Annotated in this window: 18 protein-coding genes and 1 pseudogene; 11 read left to right on the top strand and 8 right to left on the bottom strand. The window is 56.0% G+C overall.

All coding sequences use genetic code 11. From position 1 onward, the window contains the following. Nucleotides 1–135: 135 nt before the first annotated feature. From pstA to ACZ46I_RS04025, 3 genes are all read right to left on the bottom strand, one after another. Nucleotides 136–1,803: a phosphate ABC transporter permease PstA gene (pstA, locus tag ACZ46I_RS04035; RefSeq protein ID WP_464281495.1), complete on the bottom strand. Its 1,668-nt coding sequence runs from the start codon at nucleotides 1,801–1,803 to the stop codon at nucleotides 136–138. 60 nt (nucleotides 1,804–1,863) lie between these two features. Next, on the bottom strand, nucleotides 1,864–4,140 hold the full coding sequence (locus ACZ46I_RS04030) for an ABC transporter permease subunit (protein ID WP_464281494.1): 2,277 nt from the start codon (nucleotides 4,138–4,140) through the stop codon (nucleotides 1,864–1,866). Between the two features lie 127 nt (nucleotides 4,141–4,267). Next, nucleotides 4,268–5,248: a PstS family phosphate ABC transporter substrate-binding protein gene (locus ACZ46I_RS04025; RefSeq protein WP_464281493.1), complete on the bottom strand. Its 981-nt coding sequence runs from the start codon at nucleotides 5,246–5,248 to the stop codon at nucleotides 4,268–4,270. A 580-nt stretch (nucleotides 5,249–5,828) separates the two neighbouring features. On the opposite strand from ACZ46I_RS04025, the gene ACZ46I_RS04020 reads away from it, so the two are divergent. Beyond that, nucleotides 5,829–7,772 (top strand): sensor histidine kinase, encoded by a 1,944-nt coding sequence (locus ACZ46I_RS04020; protein ID WP_464281492.1) that lies wholly within the window; start codon nucleotides 5,829–5,831, stop codon nucleotides 7,770–7,772. 17 nt (nucleotides 7,773–7,789) lie between these two features. Here the strand turns inward: ACZ46I_RS04020 and ACZ46I_RS04015 are convergent, their stop codons facing one another. The 3 genes from ACZ46I_RS04015 to ACZ46I_RS04005 all read right to left on the bottom strand — a co-directional run bounded on the left by ACZ46I_RS04015 (nucleotide 7,790) and on the right by ACZ46I_RS04005 (nucleotide 9,680). Next, on the bottom strand, nucleotides 7,790–8,497 hold the full coding sequence (locus ACZ46I_RS04015; protein WP_226508290.1) for an SIMPL domain-containing protein: 708 nt from the start codon (nucleotides 8,495–8,497) through the stop codon (nucleotides 7,790–7,792). Between the two features lie 164 nt (nucleotides 8,498–8,661). After that, nucleotides 8,662–9,207 (bottom strand): permease, encoded by a 546-nt coding sequence (locus ACZ46I_RS04010; protein WP_464281491.1) that lies wholly within the window; start codon nucleotides 9,205–9,207, stop codon nucleotides 8,662–8,664. Then, nucleotides 9,204–9,680, bottom strand: coding sequence for a hypothetical protein (locus ACZ46I_RS04005; RefSeq protein WP_013507176.1), 477 nt, complete (start codon nucleotides 9,678–9,680; stop codon nucleotides 9,204–9,206). The genes ACZ46I_RS04010 and ACZ46I_RS04005 overlap by 4 nt, the downstream gene beginning before the upstream one ends. Nucleotides 9,681–10,168: 488 nt before the next feature. Between ACZ46I_RS04005 and extH the strand changes: the two genes are divergently transcribed. The 10 genes from extH (at nucleotide 10,169) to extS (ending at nucleotide 18,281) form a co-directional block, all read left to right on the top strand. Continuing rightward, nucleotides 10,169–10,912 carry a selenite/tellurite reduction operon rhodanese-like protein ExtH gene (gene extH / locus ACZ46I_RS04000; protein ID WP_464281490.1) on the top strand — a complete coding sequence of 248 codons (744 nt, stop codon included), beginning with the start codon at nucleotides 10,169–10,171 and terminating at the stop codon, nucleotides 10,910–10,912. Between the two features lie 177 nt (nucleotides 10,913–11,089). Next, a complete protein-coding gene (locus tag ACZ46I_RS03995; RefSeq protein ID WP_464281489.1) occupies nucleotides 11,090–11,410 on the top strand; it encodes a hypothetical protein in 321 nt (106 codons plus the stop codon). A gap of 37 nt (nucleotides 11,411–11,447) precedes the next feature. Beyond that, the gene (gene extI, locus ACZ46I_RS03990) at nucleotides 11,448–12,638 is read left to right on the top strand and encodes a selenite/tellurite reduction operon porin ExtI (protein ID WP_013507178.1); all 1,191 of its coding nucleotides are present in this window, start codon (nucleotides 11,448–11,450) and stop codon (nucleotides 12,636–12,638) included. 25 nt (nucleotides 12,639–12,663) lie between these two features. Further along, complete coding sequence (gene extJ / locus ACZ46I_RS03985) at nucleotides 12,664–12,906, top strand: selenite/tellurite reduction operon protein ExtJ (protein ID WP_041726168.1); 243 nt, start codon at nucleotides 12,664–12,666, stop codon at nucleotides 12,904–12,906. Between the two features lie 149 nt (nucleotides 12,907–13,055). Then, nucleotides 13,056–14,912, top strand: coding sequence for a selenite/tellurite reduction operon c-type cytochrome ExtM (extM, locus tag ACZ46I_RS03980; protein ID WP_464281488.1), 1,857 nt, complete (start codon nucleotides 13,056–13,058; stop codon nucleotides 14,910–14,912). Further along, on the top strand, nucleotides 14,851–16,101 hold the full coding sequence (extO, locus tag ACZ46I_RS03975) for a selenite/tellurite reduction operon b-type cytochrome iron-sulfur cluster-binding subunit ExtO (RefSeq protein WP_464281487.1): 1,251 nt from the start codon (nucleotides 14,851–14,853) through the stop codon (nucleotides 16,099–16,101). The genes extM and extO overlap by 62 nt, the downstream gene beginning before the upstream one ends. Beyond that, entirely contained in the window at nucleotides 16,059–16,451 is a 393-nt protein-coding gene (locus ACZ46I_RS03970) for a QcrA and Rieske domain-containing protein (protein ID WP_013507182.1), read from the top strand. Before extO ends, ACZ46I_RS03970 begins: the two co-directional genes overlap by 43 nt. After that, entirely contained in the window at nucleotides 16,448–17,083 is a 636-nt protein-coding gene (locus tag ACZ46I_RS03965; protein WP_013507183.1) for a cytochrome b N-terminal domain-containing protein, read from the top strand. The genes ACZ46I_RS03970 and ACZ46I_RS03965 overlap by 4 nt, the downstream gene beginning before the upstream one ends. Then, entirely contained in the window at nucleotides 17,080–17,496 is a 417-nt protein-coding gene (gene extQ / locus ACZ46I_RS03960; RefSeq protein WP_464281486.1) for a selenite/tellurite reduction operon b-type cytochrome membrane protein ExtQ, read from the top strand. Before ACZ46I_RS03965 ends, extQ begins: the two co-directional genes overlap by 4 nt. Beyond that, nucleotides 17,472–18,281: a selenite/tellurite reduction operon c-type cytochrome lipoprotein ExtS gene (extS, locus tag ACZ46I_RS03955; RefSeq protein WP_464281485.1), complete on the top strand. Its 810-nt coding sequence runs from the start codon at nucleotides 17,472–17,474 to the stop codon at nucleotides 18,279–18,281. Before extQ ends, extS begins: the two co-directional genes overlap by 25 nt. Nucleotides 18,282–18,345: 64 nt before the next feature. Here the strand turns inward: extS and ACZ46I_RS03950 are convergent, their stop codons facing one another. Further along, nucleotides 18,346–18,831, bottom strand: coding sequence for a rhodanese-like domain-containing protein (locus tag ACZ46I_RS03950; RefSeq protein WP_464281484.1), 486 nt, complete (start codon nucleotides 18,829–18,831; stop codon nucleotides 18,346–18,348). A 65-nt stretch (nucleotides 18,832–18,896) separates the two neighbouring features. Then, a pseudogene (locus tag ACZ46I_RS03945) lies at nucleotides 18,897–19,910 on the bottom strand (rhodanese-like domain-containing protein). Nucleotides 19,911–19,931 lie beyond the last annotated feature (21 nt).

Raw genomic sequence — 19,931 nt, 5'->3', positions numbered from 1 at the left:
GCCCGTTCGCTCCGCTCACTCAAGCCGCAAAGTCGCAAAGAAAGATCTTGACCTGCATTTTCCGCCTTGGCGTCTTTGCGGCTTGGCGAGAGGCAGTGCCTTTCCTGTTTTGACAAGGCACTTGCCAGCGCCGGTTTAGTCGCTGTCACTGCGATACTTCTCCCGCAGATGATTCCGTATGGCAATGGCCGTCAGGTTCAGCACTACGATGATCAGCACCAGGGTCAGGGCCGTGGCGTATACCAGGGGCCGGGCCGCTTCCACGTTGGGGCTCTGGAAGCCCACATCGTAGATATGGAAGCCCAGGTGCATGAACTTGCGCTCCAGGTGGAGATAGGGGAAGTTCCCGTCAATGGGCAGGTTGGGGGCCAGTTTGACCACGCCCACCAGCATCAGGGGAGCCACTTCTCCGGCGGCGCGGGCCACGGCCAGAATCAGCCCCGTCATCATGGCAGGGGCCGAAAGGGGGACTATGACCTTCCACAGGGTTTCCGACTTGGTGGCCCCCAGAGCCAGGCTGCCATTGCGGATGGTGCTGGGTATGCGGGTCAGGCCCTCCTCAGTGGAGACAATCACCACCGGCAGGGTCAGCAGGGCCAGGGTCAGGGAGGCCCAGATCAGTCCCGGCGTACCAAAGGTGGGCGCGGGCAGAGCCTCGGGGTAGAAGAGGCGGTCGATATTGCCCCCCAGGAAGTAGACGAAGAAACCCAGGCCAAAGACGCCAAAGACGATGGACGGCACCCCGGCCAGGTTGTTCACGGCGATGCGGATGGTGCGCACGATGGGCCCCTGCTTGGCGTATTCGCGCAAGTAGATGGCCGCCAGCACGCCAAGGGGTGTGACCACGATGGACATGACGATAACCATCATGACCGTACCAAATATGGCGGGCAGAATGCCCCCTTCGGTGTTGGCCTCGCGGGGATAGCCGGTGACAAAGTCTTTGAACTCGGCAGCATAGTGACCCATTTTCTGGAACACACCCATGGCGTTGGGGCGATAGGCCCGCACGATGTGGGCCAGGGGAATCTCCAGTTCACTGCCATCCATGACCAGGGCGGTGATGCTGTCGCGGGCGGCCTGCTGGCGCAGGGCCATCAGATCGCGGTGAAGGACGCTGTACTCGTCATCCAGACTGGCAAGCTGGGCATCCAGCTCGGCCAGGCGAGTGGTAATTTCCTCCGGAGTGAAGCGCTCCCTCTGCAGTTCCAGGCGACGCTGGTCCAGACGTACCTGCTCGATACGGAAGTTGATGCTGCCGATGTCGTAGCGCTCCAGGTGGTTCATCTGAGCCGCCAGGGTCAAGCTGCGCTTAAGGCGTTCCTGCAGTTCGCCCCAGGCTTCTTCACCGGAAGCAACGATTTCACCGCGCTCCTTCACATTGATCAGACGACCATAGAAGTTACCCCACTCCATGCGCTCCAGCACCATCAGGTCCTTGGGGGCCTGCCAGTCCTTGATACGGAAATCCAGATACCACAGGAAATCGCGCCCGGTCAGATCCCGGTTGCCCTGCTTGAACAGGTGACGCTCCACCAGATCCAGCTCCTCGGGGACATAGTGGCCCGCTTCGCGTATGCGGGTGGCCGTCTGGGTCTCGGAACGGCTCAGTTCGCCGATAACCTGTACAATGCCCTGGTCGGGGTGGTCGTAGGTGATTTCATAGACCGTGGCGGGCCAGAAGTGGGAGAGACCGCGCACGGCAATCAGTCCCAACAGTCCCAGCACCATCACCAGGCTGATGGTGACAGCCCCGGCATTCAGCCAGATCCAGGGGGTTCCCGAATTAAACCATTTTCTCATATTCACACCTGCCGCAGGCTGCTGCCTGCCTCTGTAGAGTTATTCATTTCCATGCTCCTGTTACAGCGAGGCATAACGCTTCCGCAGCCGCTGCCTTACCAGCTCCGCGATGGTGTTCACCACAAACGTCAAGGCGAAGAGCACCAGCGCCGACAGGTAGAGGATGCGGTAGTGGGTGCTGCCCACGGCCGTCTCCGCCATTTCCACCGCGATATTGGCTGACAGGGTGCGCATGCCTTCAAAGATATTGAAGTTGACCACCGGACTGTTGCCCGTGGCCATGAGCACGATCATGGTCTCACCCACGGCGCGACCCAGGCCGATCATGATAGCCGAGAAGATGCCGGGGCTGGCGGTCAGCAGAACCACCTTGGTCACGGTCTGCCAGGGGGTGGCTCCCAGAGCAAGGGAACCCTGGGTCAGGTGCTTGGGCACGGTGAAGATGGCGTCCTCGGCAATGGAGAAGATGGTGGGGATGACGGCAAAGCCCATGGCAATACCTACCACCAGGGCGTTGCGCTGGTCATAGGTTATGCCATTTTCCGTGAACCACTGACGCATGCTGCCATCGAAGAACCATATCTCGATAAAGGGGCTGGCGGTGACACAGGCCCAGCCGATTACCAGGATCACGGGGATCAGCAGGGCACTCTCCCAGCCATCGGGCACGATGTGCATGAGACGGGGGCGGACCTTGGTCCACAGATAGGCAAAGGCAATCATACCCAGGGGCATCAGCAGCAGGACGCTGAACACCGAGGGCAGGTTGTTTTCCACAAAGGGTGCCAGCCACAAACCGGCCAGGAAGCCGAGAATAACGGTGGGCAGGGCTTCCATGATCTCAATGATGGGCTTGACCAGCCCGCGCATCTTGGGACTCATGAAGTAGGCGGTATAGATGGCGCCCATCACCGCCAGGGGAACCGCAAAAAGCATGGCGTAGAAGGCCGCCTTGATGGTTCCCACGGTCATGGGCACCAGGCTGAACTTGGACTCAAATTCGTCGGTGGCCGATGAGGACTGCCAGACAAAATCAGCTTCGCTGCGCCCTTCGTACATGACCTTTTCCCACAGGGCCGCCCAGGAAACCTGGGGGTGGGGGTTGCGCAGCTCGTAAAAACGCAGCTGATTACGGTCATCGGCGGCAATGAAGCCGTTGTTGCGCGGGGCCAGACCCATGGCCTGCACCGGCCTGCCATCAAATATTTTCTCCGCCAGCAGGGTGCGGGACGAGGTGCCATAGTGCACTTTTATCACTCCGCTGGCATCGCCGGTGACAAATCCCTTGCGGGCATGCTCCGCCGTAATGGCAGTAATGGGGGCGCTGTGGGAGTCAAATTCCCGGATATGGGTCAGGTTGCGGACGTTTTCCGCGTCCCGCATCAGAAACCATTGGGCCACGCTGCCATCGCTGCTGCCCACCACGATGGACACGGTGCCCAGCAGGAAAGCGATGGAGCTGATGGTCTGCCCTTCAGCCACCACGCGGGTGCTGTTGACCAGGTGGGCGCTGGAGGGGGTGCTGATGTCGTAGTAGTGGACATGGCCACGGTCATCGGCCACGTACATGGCCTGCATCATATTATCAAGGAGAATACTCTGAATGGTACTTCCGGGATTTTCCAGTTCATAGGCCGTACGGGTTACCGTCACCGCTCCCGTCATAAAGTGGGTCTGGGTACCGTAGACCACCAGCAGCAGGCGGCCATCAGCCGTGGAGCCCGCCACAATGTAGCCCCGCGGCCCGCGCTGAATAGCCAGAACCTCCAGGGGCTGCCCCTGGGCATCCACCACTACGGCCTCTTCCCCCAGCACATACTCCAGCTTGGGGGTGACCAGGCGCACATCATCGGGGTAGGAAAGGTCGTAGGCGTGGCTCACCACCAGCGCCTTGCCATTATCCAGACCAAAGGCCACCAGGCCGGTGCGCTCCTCGGCATGGGCAAAGCTGGTCACCTGTTCCCCGGCACCAAAGGAGATCTGCTCCTCCAGGAGAGTCCGGCCTTCGTAAGGCTCAAAGAACAGCACCCGGCCGGAGCGATCAAAACTCACCCCCACTTCCAGATAACGGTCCACCGACGTGAGCAGCACTTCCGCGCCACTTGTGGCTGCCACACTGTGCTGGGCCTTGAACTCCATAGTCGCCGGCCGGAAGATGGGCAGAACCTCGATAAACAGAAAAATAAAAATCAGAGCCAGAGCTCCGATAACGCTGAAGCCACCAAAGGCGACCCCATACTTGGTGCCGTGGTCCTTGAAGCCGCGCCACTTACGCAACTTCTCCCGCCGCTCGGGACTGGGCAGAATAGATGACCCGTTGGCTGTTCGTGTTGTCATGGAAGGTTACTCCCTCAACCAGTTCTATATTTGCAAGGAGAAAAACAAGGTGTCTGCCCCCTCACGCACCACAAGCCGTTGCGGTCTCCCGCAACGGCTCTGGGGGGGCAAGAGACGTCAGACGCTATCAGTCAAGGCCAAGATCTTTGCGGATTTTGCCAGCCACTGACTCGGGCAGGGGCACAAAGCCATCGCGGTTTACCACGTCCTGACCCTGCTTGGAGAGAACCATCTTCAGGAACTCACGCTCCATGGGAGGCAGGGGACGGTTGGGGTGCTTGTTTACAGCCAGGTACAGGTAGCGGGCCAGGGGGTAATCGCCGCTGGCAGCATTCTCGGCAGTGGCTTCAGCAAATTTTCCGCCATGCTCACGGGCAATGGGAACCACGCGTACACCGGAAGTGCGGTAGCCAATACCGGAGTAGCCAATGCCATTCAGGGATTCAGTGACACCCTGAACAACAGAAGAGGAGCCAGGCTGCTCGTTGATGCTGTCTTTGAAGTCACCATCACACATGGCGTGCTGACGGAAGAAGCCATAGGTGCCGGAAACGGCGTTACGGCTGTACAAAGTGATGTCACGGTTGTTCCAGGCACCTGTCAGGCCAACCTGGCCCCAGCGGTTGATGTCATTACCCAGTCCGCAACGGCGGGTGGACGAGAAAATGGCGTCAATCTGGGGAATAGACAGGCCCTGGATGGGGTTGTCCTTGTTGACAAACACCGCAACCATGTCGATGGCCACGGGTACCAGTACGGGGGGATATCCATGACGCTGCTCAAAGGCCGCCTTCTCCGTGTCGCGCAGGCCACGGCTCATGGGGCCGAAGTTGGAAGTTCCCTCTGTCAGAGCGGGAGGTGCGGTGGAAGTACCGGCACCCTGGATCTGGATGTTCACATTGGGGTAGAAGCCCTGGAACTCCTCAGCCCACAGGGTCATCAGGTTGTTCAGGGTGTCGGAACCAATACTGGACAGGTTACCGGAAACACCACGGGTTTCCTTGTAGGTAGGAAGCTTGGGATCGACCTGGGCTGTGGCGGTGACGGCCAGTACGCTTGCCGATACCAGCAGGGTGGCCAGTCCTTTCATTACGCCTTTGACTTTCATGCATCTTCTCCTTGCGTTTTTTCCATGCGTTTGTGCAATTAAAACTGCAGAGAGGATACGATCCCGGTGTCATGGAACTATCAGCGGAATGTAAAAAAAATGTAAAATATGAAAATAGTGGTAAGAACTGAAGTTTCGCACCTTGTTGCCCTGGGTTAAGGCACTATTGTCCTGATATTTACCACGCGGCAACAGTATTGTTTTTAGATGCTTGATTCATCCGGATATTGTCATTTTTGACCGCACGAAAAGGACAGCACTAGGGGCCGCTTTTACGCCACTTTTGCGGATCCAAAGTGGCAAACGAAGTCCATATACAAGGGGCCAAGAAGGACCGGAAGACCCACTGCGCAGATTTGACACCAGGGAAGGGGAGTCGCAGAGATATCAATGATCAGCTGTGAAAGCGAAGATATGGCTCTCGCCCGTTCGCGGCGCTCCCGTAACAGCCCCCTGAATAGTTGCAAAATATGAATAATGTTGGTAATTGTTATATCCTGTCTCGGACGAATGGAAGTACTGATGCGGGAGGCATATGGTATGATATGGGCGTATAACCCCTGCAGAGCTTTGACGGCAAATGATTAGCCAGGGGTGCTGGCCTGCGCGCCTGCTGGTGGTTCTGGGTACCACTTTGCTGTTCTGGATTTCGTCAGCCAGTGGGCAGGCGGCGGCCTTTGATGCTGGCTATATGGATGATCATGGATCCCTGCTGCCATACATGGAGTATCTGCCCGATCTGCAGCGCCAGCATACCTACGCCTCAGCCAGGGAGAGCCAGGAGTGGCTTCCCCTGGAACGCAGCAATCTTGGCTATCTGAGTTATCCCATCTGGACGCGCCTGAACATTACCAACTCCCACCCCAGGGCGCAGGAGATTGTACTGTACAACCAACGCCCCTTCGTCAATTTTATTGATGTGTTTGTGGAAACTGAGCACGGCTTCGCGTTCCACAGGAAACTAGGCTTCTTTTCTGACGAGCGGAACCAGCATAAGGCCAGTCAGTTTGGTCACCTGCTGCTTTCTGTTGAGCCGGGCCAAACCTACACCCTGCTGACCCGCCTGGAAACGCGGGGAGCCATTGAGGCTGCCTGGCAGGTGGCTTCCCCGGCGGAGTATTCACGTGGGCAGGTGACGGAACTGTTCAAGTGGGGGCTGTACTTTGGCCTGCTGGCGGCCATGGCAATCTACAGCCTGATGAGCGGATTGATAATGCGACGCGGCAGTATCCTGTTCTATCTGGGCTACTGCTTCTGCGCCTTCGGATTTATGATGGGTTACAGCGGGGTTGCGCGCATCATTTCCCTGGGAGTGTCTCCACAGATCTGGTTTTACGGTAATTGGATCATGGTTGCCGGCGGAATCCTCTTTCTGCTGCTGCTATGCATCTTTTTCCTGGAAACCCACCGCACTATGCCCCTGATGGACAAATGCCTGAAGTCTCTGGCTGCCCTGACTGGCCTGCTTCTTCTCCTCTTTGCCGCGGCACCGTGGTATCCGCAAATCTACACCAAAACCACCATGATGCAGCTGTTGCTTGTTTCCACCTATACCGCTCTGGTGAGCGCCGGGGTGCTGGCAATCAGGAGAGGGCTCAGTGGCAGCTGGCTTTTTCTGATGGGGCAGGTGCTCTTTGTGGTCTTCCTGGCCGGCATAATTTCCCTGGCCCAGTATGGTCTGATCAGCGACCTCAGACTGGTGTTCTGGTCCATGCCCATTGGCCAGACCCTGCTGGTTATCATGCTCTCCCTGGCCATTGCCAAGCAGGCCCGTGACCAGCACCGTGAGCACGAAATGCAGCGCCAGCTTCTGGTGGAACAGTCCCGTTTTGCAAGCGTGGGACGCTCAGTGGGGATGGTGGCCCACCAGTGGCGCTCGCCCCTGGCACGCATAGGCGCGTTGGTGAGTGAACTGGAGGTATACCAGGAAGCAAAGGGTGAACCCACCTCCCATGATCAGCGCATCAATCAGGTGCTTGAGTACATGCACCAGTGCCTGGCCACCATGGGCGGAACCATTGAAGACTTCCGCAGCTTTTATTCCGCCAATACAAACTGTGAGGCCTTTTTCCCCCACACCATGATCAAGCATGTGCTGGCAATCCTTCATGAAAGACTGTTACAGCAGGGCGTTGATGTCCACTACACCTTTCCGGACAAGCCATGCCAGGTCGTAAGCCACCCCACAGCACTGGTCCATGCCACCATGGTGCTGATGGAAAACGCCCTGGATACCTTTCAGCTGCGTCGGGTAGACGAGCCTCGCATCCAGGTGACCCTCAGGTGCGCCAATGGGCGGGTTGCCTTGTCTGTTGCCGATAATGGCGGCGGGATCGCTTCCCACTTACAAGGGAAAATATTCGAGCCCTCTGTAAGCGGCAAAACAGACGGAATGGGGATTGGGCTCTATATCGCCCGCATGCTGGTGCAGGAGCGACTGAAGGGAACGATCAGCGTCGAAAACCGTAACGGTGGCGCGTGCTTCCACATAGAATTCCCCGCTTCGCCAGGTGACGAAGGGTAACTCCTGCTAGCAGGCTGCTAGAAGTCGAGGAAAATGCTCCCCCCCACCCGCACCTGAATGCGGCTGCTGCCAGATTCCATGGCCGGCGGCGCGATGGACATGGTGCTCACCTCCGCGCTGCTGCGCTGCAGGAACATATCGCGGGGAGGCTCCTGGCTGTAACTGTTCACGTGCAGCTGACCCAGGCGATAGCTCCTGGCCCCCAGTTCCTTGCGAATCAGCTCCGCCTGCTGGCGAAACTTCTGCAACGCCTGACGGGTCAACGCATCGCTTTGCCGGTCATGTAACTGAGGTGAGGGAGAAAATACCACGGAAGTCACCGCCAGCCTCTCCTGCAGGCGCGCAATGGCCTGCTGCATCTGAACGATATTTGTGGAGCGCAGCTCCACCTCCTGCTGCACCTGCCAGATGATCGGTTCGCGGCCCCGCTGTTCAGCACTCTGGGGCAGGGGAGTGGTGCGGTAGCCACGGTGGCGGCTCTTGACATCAGCAAAGGAGCCCAGCTGACGCTGCATCCACTCCATGGTGCGATTCACCTCATCGGCCGCCACAGAGGGCTGGGCAGACTGAGTCTGATATCGCAGCATTACGGTGATGGTGTCGTTTTCCACCTCCCCTTCAGCGCTGACCTCAAACTGGATCATGTTTTCCGGAAATTCACCAGCCAGCGCAACCGGCACCAGGCACAACAGAAAACCAAGCAACAATACAATACGGTATCCCATGGAATCACCCCTTCCAGAAGTTCACTTGCTGTAGCGGAAAATGCCACTGTACTATAGTGATCCCATCCCTGAAAATACTTTCCCGACCATCCCAACCAAAGCGGAAGTTTCCACTTGAAAAAGATTCAAATCCTCGGAACAGGCTGTACCAGATACTCCTCCTGTCACCTCCCCCTGCCTTCGCCTCCCTCCAGCACCGTAAAGCTTTCGTGGAACCAGCGATCCATGATAATGGCAATGACAATAAACACTGGCAGGGTCACCAGGGAGCGCACAATGGTGAACTGCAGCCCCAGAAAGGTGATTTCAAAGCCCAGCATGGGCAGCTTCATGGTGGAGAAGGCCCCGATATACACAAAGATATTGCGCACACTGGTGCCCTTTTTCCACATGAGATAGACGATAGGAAAGGCCACATAGAGGGGTCCGGCCTGGAACATGGCCAGCAGCACCATCCACAGCATGGAGATGAGCCCGGCGTCCTGCCCGGTGTGGCGCTGGACAAAATCCCGGGGAATCCACACATCCATCAGTCCGATGAGAATAAAGACAGCCGGCAGCACGGAGAGGACTTCCAGCAGGGAGTCGCCAAAACTCAGCCCAATCTGCACCCCGATAGTCCAGTCAAGCACATGGGAGAGTCCGACTCCCAAAGCAAAGAGAACGACTACAGCAAGGCTGCGGCGATGCTGTGCCAGGTAGCCGCTCATAACATCCCCCACAGCAGCCACATGAGCACCCCGATCACCAGGGAACCCACAAAGCTCAGGCCATTGCGGGCCAGGGCTATGCGCCAGCCAAAGTACTGCCGCTCCAGGGGGAGAGTCACCACCCCCACCATCATCAGTGACGTGACGAAGACGGCGATAATGGGATAGGCAACGCCATTGTTCAGCAGGAGCGCGGCGATGGGAAAAGCTACAAAGCCAGGCATCATGACCACCGCTCCCAGCAGGGCCGCTCCAAGGTAGGCTACCAGGCCGGAAGTCTGCCCAAGCCACCTTTCGATGGAAGCGGGGTCAAGCAGACTGAGTGCTATCGCAAGGGGAGCCAGTATGGCCAGCAGCGGCGGCAGGAGATTGGCGAACATTCTGCCGCCTTTGACAATACCCTCGCGGGTGCGGGAAAAATTGACGATGGCGCTGATGAGGACACACAACACCGTCATACTATAGAGCAGCATAATGCACCTTTGAGAAATACGTATGCCAACGGGCATCTGCCATAGCTTTACTCCGAAACGGCAAGGACATCAAGAGGCTGACTGATGCGTTACTGTACCATTTGGGGCTTGTACACTCCTTAACGGAGAGGCACCGAAAAAAGCTCACCAGCTCCATTAAATATATTTTCTTCAAAGAGCTTAAACATATATGGCGTTTTCGCCATTAAAACTCATGCGCCTATCTTACAATACTTTATCTTGAAATTCTCATGCGCATTGCCTTACCACTTCTCCATGTAACGGGTATATTTCATTATGGCCCTTCATGCATACTTCTTCTTGACAATATGGCAATTCTTGCATAGTATTAATTTGGGAAACATTTCACGTGATGGTTGCAAAACATTCAGCACGTTCCCGACACTCAAGAAGGAGGCATATTCACCCGTTTACCGGTGCACAGCACCCATGGAGAGACAAACACTATGAAGAAGGATGGAGGTATCATGAAAATGTTTTTCACCCCATTGAAGCAGAGTAAACTGGTTCTGCTGCTGGCCATGATCCTGGCAACAGGCCTGCTGATCGTCGGCTGCAGTGGCTCCGACAGCTACACAAACCATACCAAGCAGACGCTGACGCTCACCCCGACTCCCCTTATCGAACCAGCGACCCTGAAGTCCTGGATGGATCGGGGACTGGTGAATGCCGCTGCCCACAGTGAAAATGTGGTTATTCTGCAGGTAAGCGCACCTGCCGATTATGCTGCCGCAAAAATTCCAGGCGCCCACCTGTGGGACAGAACAACAGAATTGAACGCTACCCGCCTGGAAGGGCTTGGGGAAAGCACCACAATGACTGTTAATGGCGCCACCATGGATGATCTTCTGCAAAGAGCCGGCGTGAGTCGCCACTCAACGATTGTGCTCTCCTTTGACGGCACCAGCTATAATAATGTTGGTCGTGCCTACTTCCACCTGCGCTACTGGGGCTTTCCAAAAGACCGCATCAAGCTGCTTAACGGAGGAAATAACGCCTGGACAGCAGCTGTAACGGAAAATCTCTGGGATGCAGCCACCTATGACCTGACCGATGCTGCCACTCTGGCCAGCAACTCAAATTTCAGTGTACGTGAAAATGGCGCACTCAAAGAGGAACTCCGTTATTCCATCGGCGAAATGCTGCAGGCAGTGGACGCCAATATCGCCAGCATGGCAGCAGACACCACAAGAACAGTGAATATTATCTAGCAGACAACTGAAACACCCATTATAACTCACGCTATCGGCATTGGTGCTGCCAGTTTTTCTGTTACGGAAAACGGAATCGCAAAACTCAAAACAGGAGACGACCTCCTGGCAGTATTCCCGGCAGATTTTGACCAGAGCCTCGTCAGCATCACCCACTGTGTTACCGGCACAAGCTGCATGCCCAGCTTCGTAGCCCTGGATGCCGTTCTCGGCTGGCCTGCCGCCGTCTTTGATGGCTCTGCCAATCAATGGAATGCCTATATGAATAGAGCAAGTGGGCAGATCGCATCTGACGCATGGAGAACAGATCTGCATGGACGCTCCAACACCACACTAACCTATAGCGGAACATTAGTGATCGACCCCAAGCTCAATGCCCTCTATCGCGCCATTGATGATCCCCGTGCCAACCAGATTGAGAACGAGGATCGTGAGTACATGAGCCCTGTTTCCGCACCTCCAACCAGTGTTGGCGGTGGTGAAGCTTCCGGCTGCTGATATTCCAGAACCATTGATCAACCCAGGAGGTAGCCTCGTGAAAATAGCAAAATCCGCGTCCCTTATGGCTGGCTTGTCGATGCTGGCAACACCGGCTCTGGCCGGCCCGATCTGGTCCTTCGGACCTGAGGATCAGGGGCTGATGAAACTCGACTACAAGGCCCAGTTCCAGATGAATCTCCGCGACACCGGTTCCGGCTCTGACGGGACGGGCAATACCAGTGAATTCAACTTCCGCCGCAACCGCCTGGCCCTGATGGGAGCCTACGGAAGCAATTTCAGCCTCTATGTGCAGACCGAGTTCAACGAAGACAACAATATCACTCCCATGAACGTCAGCGACGGCAACAATTCGGATTTCCGCATCCTGGATGCCGTCATGCGCTTTCGTCAGAGCCCCAGCCTGAATGTATGGGTGGGGAAATTCAAGTACAACCTGACCCGCGAAAACCTGGAGTCATGTGAAGAACCTCTGACCCTTGATCGCTCCGCCATGCTGCGCGCTCCCCTGGCCAGCAGTGGCACCCGTGACAAGGGCGTGGCGGTGTGGGGAAATCTGGCGGACAATATGTTCCAGTACCGCTTTGATGTCATGAACGGCCGCAATGACGCTGAGTCAGCGCCCAATTCCAACTTCCGTTACAGTGCCCGTGCCCACGTTTCCCTTCTGGATCCTGAAGCAGGATATGGCTACAAGGGCACCTACCTGGGTGAACGCCGCGTTCTGACCATTGGCGCGGCCTACCAGATGGAAGACGAGGTGGCCTACGCTGATGTGGCTGGCAGCAGCGACCCGGTTGACTACCGCGCCTGGACGGTGGATCTGTTCTTTGAGTACCCGGTGGAAGACGTGGGGACATTCACGGTTTCCGCGGCCTACGTGGATTACGATCTGGATGACGCCTACCAGGGTGCCAACCCCGATCCTGCCACAATCGGCCTGAACGGCGAAAAGAACGGTGGATACATCAAGGCCGGTTATATGCTGCCCAATCTGCCCCTGCAGTTCTTCGCCCGCAGTGAAAACTGGTCGTTTGCCAGCCTGAATGGCGTTATTGGCCAGGAAGTTGACTGGAACAGTGTCGGCGTGAATTACTATCTGCGTGGGCAGGATCTGAAACTGACTCTTGAGTACTCAAAGGTTGACTTCGATCAGGAAGGCACCTTCGGCGGAGTTACCACGGAGAACTTTTCCACCCTCACCGCTCAGCTTCAGCTGATGTTCTAAAATACCACCGAATAAGGAGCACAGAATGATGGCCAAAAGAATTTCAATTGTTTTTCTGGTATCCATAATCGCACTCTACGCCGCTGGAATGGCAGTTTCCGCTGAACTTCAGGGCAAAGTGGTCGATGTGAAGGGGAAAACCGTGACCATCGAGATCAACAAGGGCAAAGCTTCCGACCTGTCAAAAGGCGACACGGTCGAAATCAAGTCCGAGGAGAAAAAAGCAACTCCACCACGGCGTGGGCAGGATATGCTGATGGGCTGCTGAGCAGCTTTCTGCGGGGCTGGAAACAGCCCCGCTTTTTTCTTGTGCAGATTCCTCGCCTTTGCCTTGTGAATGACATGACACGGGACGCCCTCATTGCTATACTCTGCTCCGTGTGACATTTTCCCGTATTTTCTCTGTCTGGATGTCCGATGAACTTTCTCTTTCCCATACTCATGGCTCTGGTACTCATGATAGCAGGCTGCCAGCTTTCCCCATCTGAGCCCAAAGCGTCAGGGTGCGTGCAGTGCCATCAGGGCCTGGAACAGGTCTCCCCCAGCCATCATGACTGCACCGAATGCCATGGCGGCGACCCGGACACCATGGATGAAAATATTGCCCACTGGTCCATGTATGGCCCCAAAAATCCCTCATCGCCGCAATACTGGGAGAGGACGTGCGGCAGCTGTCATACCTATCAACTGCAACGGGTGCAGTCGAGCCTGATGAACACGGCAACGGGAATGATCAAAAACATTCAGCTTACCTGGGAGGGAGAAGACGGCAAACTCTATGCCAGCAAGCCACTGAAAACCTATGGCGCCGATGGTACGGAGCTGGTACTGGAGGGTGTGGAAAAGCTTGATCACCTGTCCGGTGAGCTGTACCGCAAGTTCTGCGCCCTGTGCCACGTCGGCATTGAGTCCAACCAGTCGTGGTCGGCAAGCCATGCTGCCGGATGCGCGGCCTGCCACTTTCCCTATAATGACAATGCCACCTACCAGGGCGGTGACCGGCACCTGCAAGGCAAGTGGCCTTACTCCGAGACCCATGCCATGCAGGTACTGCCAGAGAATCGTGTCTGCTTCCGCTGCCACAACCGCAGCGGACGAATTGCCATGAGTTATGAAGGTCAGAATGACGGCAACAACAGCCTTGTTCCCACCAGTCAGGGGTATCCCGGCCCGGAGCTGATAAGCGGCATACGCAACGCGACGTCCATTGCCCCGGATATACACCACAAACGGGGCCTTGAGTGTATCGACTGCCACACATCACGGGATATTATGGGTGACGGCTACGCCTATGAAAACATGTATGAACAGGTGGAAATCCGTTGTGAAGACTGCCATGGCAGCGCAGACAGGAAGCCCGCCTACGCGGAAGTAGCCCGCGAGCACTCAGAAGCGGTGCGGGAATCGCAGCACTACCAGCGCCAGGTAAAAATGGGCGACAAGATGATCCTGACCTCCAAAGGGCGAAAATATTCCAATGTGTTTTATGAGGATGGAGCTGTCTGGCTCGTCAGTAAGCGCACCGGTGAACGCCACGAAAGCAAGGTGATCACCCAGACACCAGAGCATACCATCGCCGGCCACGAACGCCTGGAGTGCTACAGCTGCCACTCACGAAGTGTCGCGCAGTGCTATGGGTGCCACACCCAGTATGACCTGCGTGAGCAGGGAAGGGATTTTATCAAAGGCCGCAATACTCCTGGCGCCTTCAGCGAAACCGAGGACTACCGCACCCTCTACCCCTTCCCCCTGGCATTGAATCAGCATGGCAGAATATCTCCGGTCACGCCGGGTTGCCAGACGTTTGTGACAGTCGTAGAAGCAGATGGCAGCCTTTCGAAAGACAGTTATGTCTCTGTGTACGATGGAAAACAGCGGTTGCGCTTTGCCCCTTTCTTTGGCCACAACATCGGCAGCAAGGCTGTCAGCTGCGAAGAGTGCCACGGAAATCCCGCTTTTGCCGGCTTTGGGCAGCATGTGGTTGAGGGGAACTCCATCACGCCAACCCTGCTGTGTGAAAAATCTGACCGCAAGCCTCTGGATGGCTTTCTGACCCTGGAGGAGGGAACGCTGGAAGCGTTTTCGGCCATTACCCGTGAAAATTCACGCCCCCTGAACGCCCGGGAAATTCGGCGCATGTGGGCTGTCAACCAGTGCCTGATATGCCATACCGACCCCAAAGATCCGATATACCAGAAGGAGCTTGACTACCGTGTACTTTCTCGTTGCCTTGATCGTCCTGCTCATGCCCGCCCCGCTTCCGGCAGCCACTGACAAAAACTGCCTGGACTGCCACCAGAACCATGTCACGGGAGCTCATGCGGAGGTCTCCTGCTCCGCGTGCCACGGCACCTTTGACGAGCACCATCAGGCTGGGGTGCCATCCCTTATTCAGCACCGCTGTCAGGCGTGCCATGAGGGCACTGTCGGGATTTTTCAGGGCCCCATGGCAACGCGCCATAAGGAAAAGGCTTTCGTTGAGCGCAGCTGGGGAAAGGCAGATCCTGAATTTTTTCAGATAAACTGCAAAGGGTGCCATGTGCAGAGTTGCTTTGACTGCCATGGTTTTGAACGCCAGACCCATCGGTTGACCAGGCCCGCCACACTGAGTTGCCACTCCTGTCATCGGGGATATTATGTTGGAGCCGATTACTACGGCTATGCCCCGCGCGAGGATGCCCTGCGCTATCAGCGGGGCACCGATGTTCAGGGGGAGAAATATCTGAAAATGCGGCCTGATGTGCATCAGCGCGCCGGAATGGCCTGCGGTGACTGCCACAGCATGCCGAGCCTGGCTGCCGGAAAAAGCAGCGCGAAACACTGTCGCGACTGCCACACACCCGACCCGAAAATTATCGAACACGGAATACCTGCCCACATGGAAAGGCTCGAGTGCTATGCCTGCCACTCGGGCTGGGGCGCTCAGGAATACGGAACCTTTTTTGTTCGCTTTACGCAAAGCCCTTTTCAGGAGTACTTCCACGTCCGAACCGGAAATACCGCCGAAAATTATATCCGCAGCGCTTACCTGAAAAGGCAGGATCTGCCTCCGCTCGGCATAAATCAGCGCGGTCTTGTCAGTCCGATCCGCCCACAGTTTCTGGCCTACTTCAGCGATATCAAAGCAGAAGAGGTCGTCGGCGAAGAAAACCGGCTACTGGCAGCAGAGTGGAAGGCGTTTTTCCCCCATACGGTTCAGCGGGGAACTCCCATGTGTGACGCCTGTCATAACAATCCACGCCGATTTCTGCTGGAGAGCCCGGAAGACCGCATTTACCTGCCGGCAGCTGATGGCCTGGGACTGGATTCATTCTGGCAGCAAGAGAATCAGGTGATGGTCAACGGATCCTTCTACGAGCGCCAGCGATTTGATAGGATGTCACGACGTGACAGCAATTACACAAAAGCATATGTGGAAAAATGGAAACAATTTCTGGAAAACGTCGACGATTTCTCACACTAGCCCTTGGCCTGCTGACGCTTGGCGGTATTGTACGCTTTCTGCGCCCAAATATCGCCCGTCAGGATGTGCGCCTTCATGTTGATTACGAGCCAGTTCCCGCCGGTGGGGCTCTGGTCTACCGGGAATCGCGGGTCGCCCTGATCCGCAATCAGGCTGACCAGGTGTACGCTCTTGATCTCACCTGTACTCACTTGGGCTGCACACTGACGGTGACCCCATCAGAGATTGTCTGCCCTTGCCATGGAAGCCGTTTTGATCGATCCGGAAATGTACTGCAGGGGCCCGCTGAGCGCCCACTGCGTCAGCTCCATGTCTCCCGCGACGCGCAACACTGGACTGTCAGCCAATGAAAGTACATGAACCCCTCAAAGATTTCCTGGTACATCTTTTTCCGCGAGTCGTCATCAGAAAAAACCTGCGGATTCAGTATACTTTCTGCCTGGGCGGCCTGGCACTGACATCCTTTCTGATGCTTCTTTTCAGTGGATTTCTGCTTGTTTTTTACTATCAGCCCACCAGTGAGGGCGCCTACGCGTCGATTCTTTTCCTGGAGGAACATGTGAGTGGCGGAAAATTCATCCGCAGCCTCCACCGCATGAGCTCCCACGCCCTGCTGATTCTGATCTTCCTGCACACCCTGCGTGTGATTCTGACAGGTGCCTATCGCCCGCCTCGCCAGATGAACTGGCTGATCGGGTTCGCGCTTCTCTGCCTGGCACTGTTTGCCGCCTATACGGGATACCTGCTGCCCATGGATCAGCTGGCTCTCTGGGCAACGCAGACGGGAATGGAGCTGGTGGCCATTGTGCCCGGAGGAGGCTATGTCCGCGACTTCCTGCTTCCCGATGGTATTGGTGGAACCCTCTCAATTCTTCGTTTTTACGCGCTGCATATTGTCGTACTGCCCGTGCTGATGATCATTCTGTGCGCCCTGCACTTCTATCGTATCCGCAAAGACAAAGGACTGCTGCCATACCTATGAAGCACGAATATATCAAGAGCTCACCTACTTTTTTCCAATTGATTCTCAGGGCCATGGGCGCAGCCTGCGTATTTCTGGTAACCCTGGCTCTCCTGATCCCCGCGCCACTGCAGGAAGCGGCTGATATGTCAGAGGTGCCCAACCCAGCGCACTCCGGCTGGTTTCTGCTGTGGATGCAGGAACTGGTGAGCTATTCCAACGCCTTTATTTACCTGATCATCGCCCTGGGAGTCTTTTTCGGCATGCTTCCCTGGCTCCCACGCACCCGCCCGGCAGAAAAAGCCCAGTGGTTTTCCAGGGATCAGGGAGTCATCAATTCCATTACACTGATCAGCTTTGCCGGTATTCTTGTGCTGACGGTCATAGCACTTTACTTTCGGGGGGAAAATTGGTCCTTCGTTCTGCCATTCTGATTGGAGTGCTGCTGGGAAGCGTTATCCTGACGACAGATGCTGCAGCAGTTCAGCCACGCTGCATGAGCTGCCACACACCCCACTCCCAGCACCTGACCAGCTGTACCGACTGCCACCGTGGTGATCCCCGCTCTTCGCGCAAGCAGATTGCCCACGCTGGAATCATCCCGGCAGCCTATGCCCGGTTCAACCTCGATCACTCCCAGGAAGTTGAAGTGGGAAATCAGGCCATAGATTCCTTCGCGTGCCGTCGCTGCCATACGATAGGCGGGCGGGGAAACGCCCTGGCCAGCAACCTTGATCGCAGCGCCATGGCAAACGCTCCCGGCACCCTGGCCCTGGCCATAGCCTCACCGGTCACCTCCATGCCTCAGTTTCATCTGCGGGAGTCAATGATTATAAGTATCGTTAACGCCCTTTACGCCTCATCCCTGGGTGCCACACACCCCAGCCAGGGAGAAGTTCCCCAGGTCATCTACTTTGATGATCCGAGCACCCACAGGGATGATGTTTTCACAAAGCACTGTGGCAGCTGCCACCGCGTACTGACAGCCATGCGGGGCAGCCTCGGCAGTGGCGAAGTGGCACCGGATCTTTCCGGTCTGCTGACAGATTATTACCCGCACACCGCACGGGATCAGCGCCCCTGGAACAGGGAAAATCTTGAAACGTGGCTGCACAACCCCCGGGAAAAACGATCGGCATCACCCATGCAGCCTCTCCGCCTCTCCCGCCAGAATCTGCTTGAACTCCTGGATATCCTGGAGGAAAAGGGCACACCGTAATTCCCATAAAAAAAACCCGCCGAAGCGGGTAAAGCAGAAGAAGGAAAAAGAAGGAGAGAATTGCTTATTTTACGGGATAGCCTTCCGCCATCCAGGCATCCATGCCACCAACAACGTTGGTTACGCTTGGATAGCCAAGATCAATAAGAGCTTTTGACGCGAATATTCCCCGTGCACCTGACTTACAGATGACATAGATGCGCTCGTTGACATCAACCTGAGCAGGCGCGCGGAACTCCAGCAGTCCACGGGAAATGGTCTTGGTTCCTGCAAAATCAATAACGCCGACTTCCCACTCATTTGGGTCGCGCACGTCAATGATAGTAATATTTTCGCCTGCCTCTATCATCTTATTCAGTTCCTCAACGGAAATCTCAGGCGTAACCTTGCGGGCTTCTGTCAGCAGAGCAATGCGATTGGCAATCAGGTCATCGGCACTGGAAGCGGTAACCGTAATCGGAGCCTTTGCCGCATGCCCACAGCCAATGGTGATAAAGGCAAAGAGCAGAAGGGCGGTAAACGGAATGATCCTGTTTTTCAGAAAATGCATAGTCATCTCCTTTTTTAAAAAAATCTCCAGAGCGCGGAGAAGGCGCGCCCTGGAGTTAATGAGGCTTACTGGATAGTAAAGGTTCCGTCAGCACGAATCTGAATGGTTTTATCCAGATACTGAATGCCTTTGGGGAACTTCACTTTTTCGTCTTGGATCACAAAGAACACGCCAGCTGCGCGGGCGCCTGTAGCACAATGGATAACCACGGGCTTGTCAGTGGGGATCTTCTTGATGGCGCTGTCGAAGTCACCCATGAAGTCGCCATCGGGGATGTGAATAGCACCGGGGATCATGCCGTTTGCCACTTCGCGGGCTCCACGCACGTCAATGATGGTGTAGTTGCCGGAAGCCACGGCTTTCTTGAAGTCATCGGCTGAGATCGTGACGTTTGCGCCAGTGGAAGGAGCCGCAACAATGCCGCTTGACTCGTTGCCCCAGGTGGGATTTCCAGCTTTTTTCCAGTCGGGAATACCAGCAGAGTACACTTTCACATTCTTGTAGCCCATTTTCAGAGCTGCGGAAGCGGAGAAGTGGCTCAGGTCACAGTGGTGGCCACCACACAGGAAAATAAGCTGAGTGCTCTTGTCGTTTGGCAGCAGGCCCTTTTTCTGGTCAAAAATAACCTAGGGGATGGACACGGAACCTGGAATGTGCTCCTTGTTAAATACCATGGCGGGGCGAGAGTCCACGATAAGAATATTTTCCTTGTCACGGTTATCCCACATGCGCTTGACATAGGGGGTATCGGTGATCAGGTAGTTGCCGGCAGCTTTCCAGCCTGGATCGCCTTCATAATAGACTTTCACATTGGTGTAGCCATTTTTCTTGGCAATTTCAGCCGCTTCAGGGCTCAGGTGACAGTGCAGGCCACCACACCAGAAGATGATCATCTTGTCCTTGGGCAGCTTGCTCAGATTGGCTTCAACGGCAGCAGGGGGCATGTGGATAGAACCAGGAATGGTGCCTTCCTGGAAACGGGGCAGGGGACGGGCATCCACCAGCAGGAAGCTCTTGTTCTTCTTGAGGGTTTCCTCGATCAGAGGCGCGTCACCGTACTCCTTCTTGAACAGGTCCATCACTTCCTGGGTAGTGATACG

Source organism: Desulfurispirillum alkaliphilum (assembly GCF_055378285.1).
This window is presented reverse-complemented; position numbering and strand designations above follow the sequence as displayed.

Excerpts from the sequence above, each read along its gene's own strand:
- ACZ46I_RS04020 (WP_464281492.1), top strand. The coding sequence starts at position 5,829 with ATGATTAGCCAGGGGTGCTGGCCTGCGCGCCTGCTGGTGGTTCTGGGT.
- ACZ46I_RS03965 (WP_013507183.1), top strand. The coding sequence starts at position 16,448 with ATGAAAGTACATGAACCCCTCAAAGATTTCCTGGTACATCTTTTTCCG.
- ACZ46I_RS04015 (WP_226508290.1), bottom strand. The coding sequence starts at position 8,497 with ATGGGATACCGTATTGTATTGTTGCTTGGTTTTCTGTTGTGCCTGGTG.
- ACZ46I_RS04005 (WP_013507176.1), bottom strand. The coding sequence starts at position 9,680 with ATGCTGCTCTATAGTATGACGGTGTTGTGTGTCCTCATCAGCGCCATC.
- extH (WP_464281490.1), top strand. The coding sequence starts at position 10,169 with ATGAAAATGTTTTTCACCCCATTGAAGCAGAGTAAACTGGTTCTGCTG.
- ACZ46I_RS03970 (WP_013507182.1), top strand. The coding sequence starts at position 16,059 with ATGGAAACAATTTCTGGAAAACGTCGACGATTTCTCACACTAGCCCTT.
- ACZ46I_RS04030 (WP_464281494.1), bottom strand. The coding sequence starts at position 4,140 with ATGACAACACGAACAGCCAACGGGTCATCTATTCTGCCCAGTCCCGAG.
- extJ (WP_041726168.1), top strand. The coding sequence starts at position 12,664 with ATGATGGCCAAAAGAATTTCAATTGTTTTTCTGGTATCCATAATCGCA.
- ACZ46I_RS03995 (WP_464281489.1), top strand. The coding sequence starts at position 11,090 with ATGCCCAGCTTCGTAGCCCTGGATGCCGTTCTCGGCTGGCCTGCCGCC.
- extQ (WP_464281486.1), top strand. The coding sequence starts at position 17,080 with ATGAAGCACGAATATATCAAGAGCTCACCTACTTTTTTCCAATTGATT.
- ACZ46I_RS03950 (WP_464281484.1), bottom strand. The coding sequence starts at position 18,831 with ATGCATTTTCTGAAAAACAGGATCATTCCGTTTACCGCCCTTCTGCTC.
- pstA (WP_464281495.1), bottom strand. The coding sequence starts at position 1,803 with ATGAGAAAATGGTTTAATTCGGGAACCCCCTGGATCTGGCTGAATGCC.
- extM (WP_464281488.1), top strand. The coding sequence starts at position 13,056 with ATGAACTTTCTCTTTCCCATACTCATGGCTCTGGTACTCATGATAGCA.
- ACZ46I_RS04025 (WP_464281493.1), bottom strand. The coding sequence starts at position 5,248 with ATGAAAGTCAAAGGCGTAATGAAAGGACTGGCCACCCTGCTGGTATCG.
- ACZ46I_RS04010 (WP_464281491.1), bottom strand. The coding sequence starts at position 9,207 with ATGAGCGGCTACCTGGCACAGCATCGCCGCAGCCTTGCTGTAGTCGTT.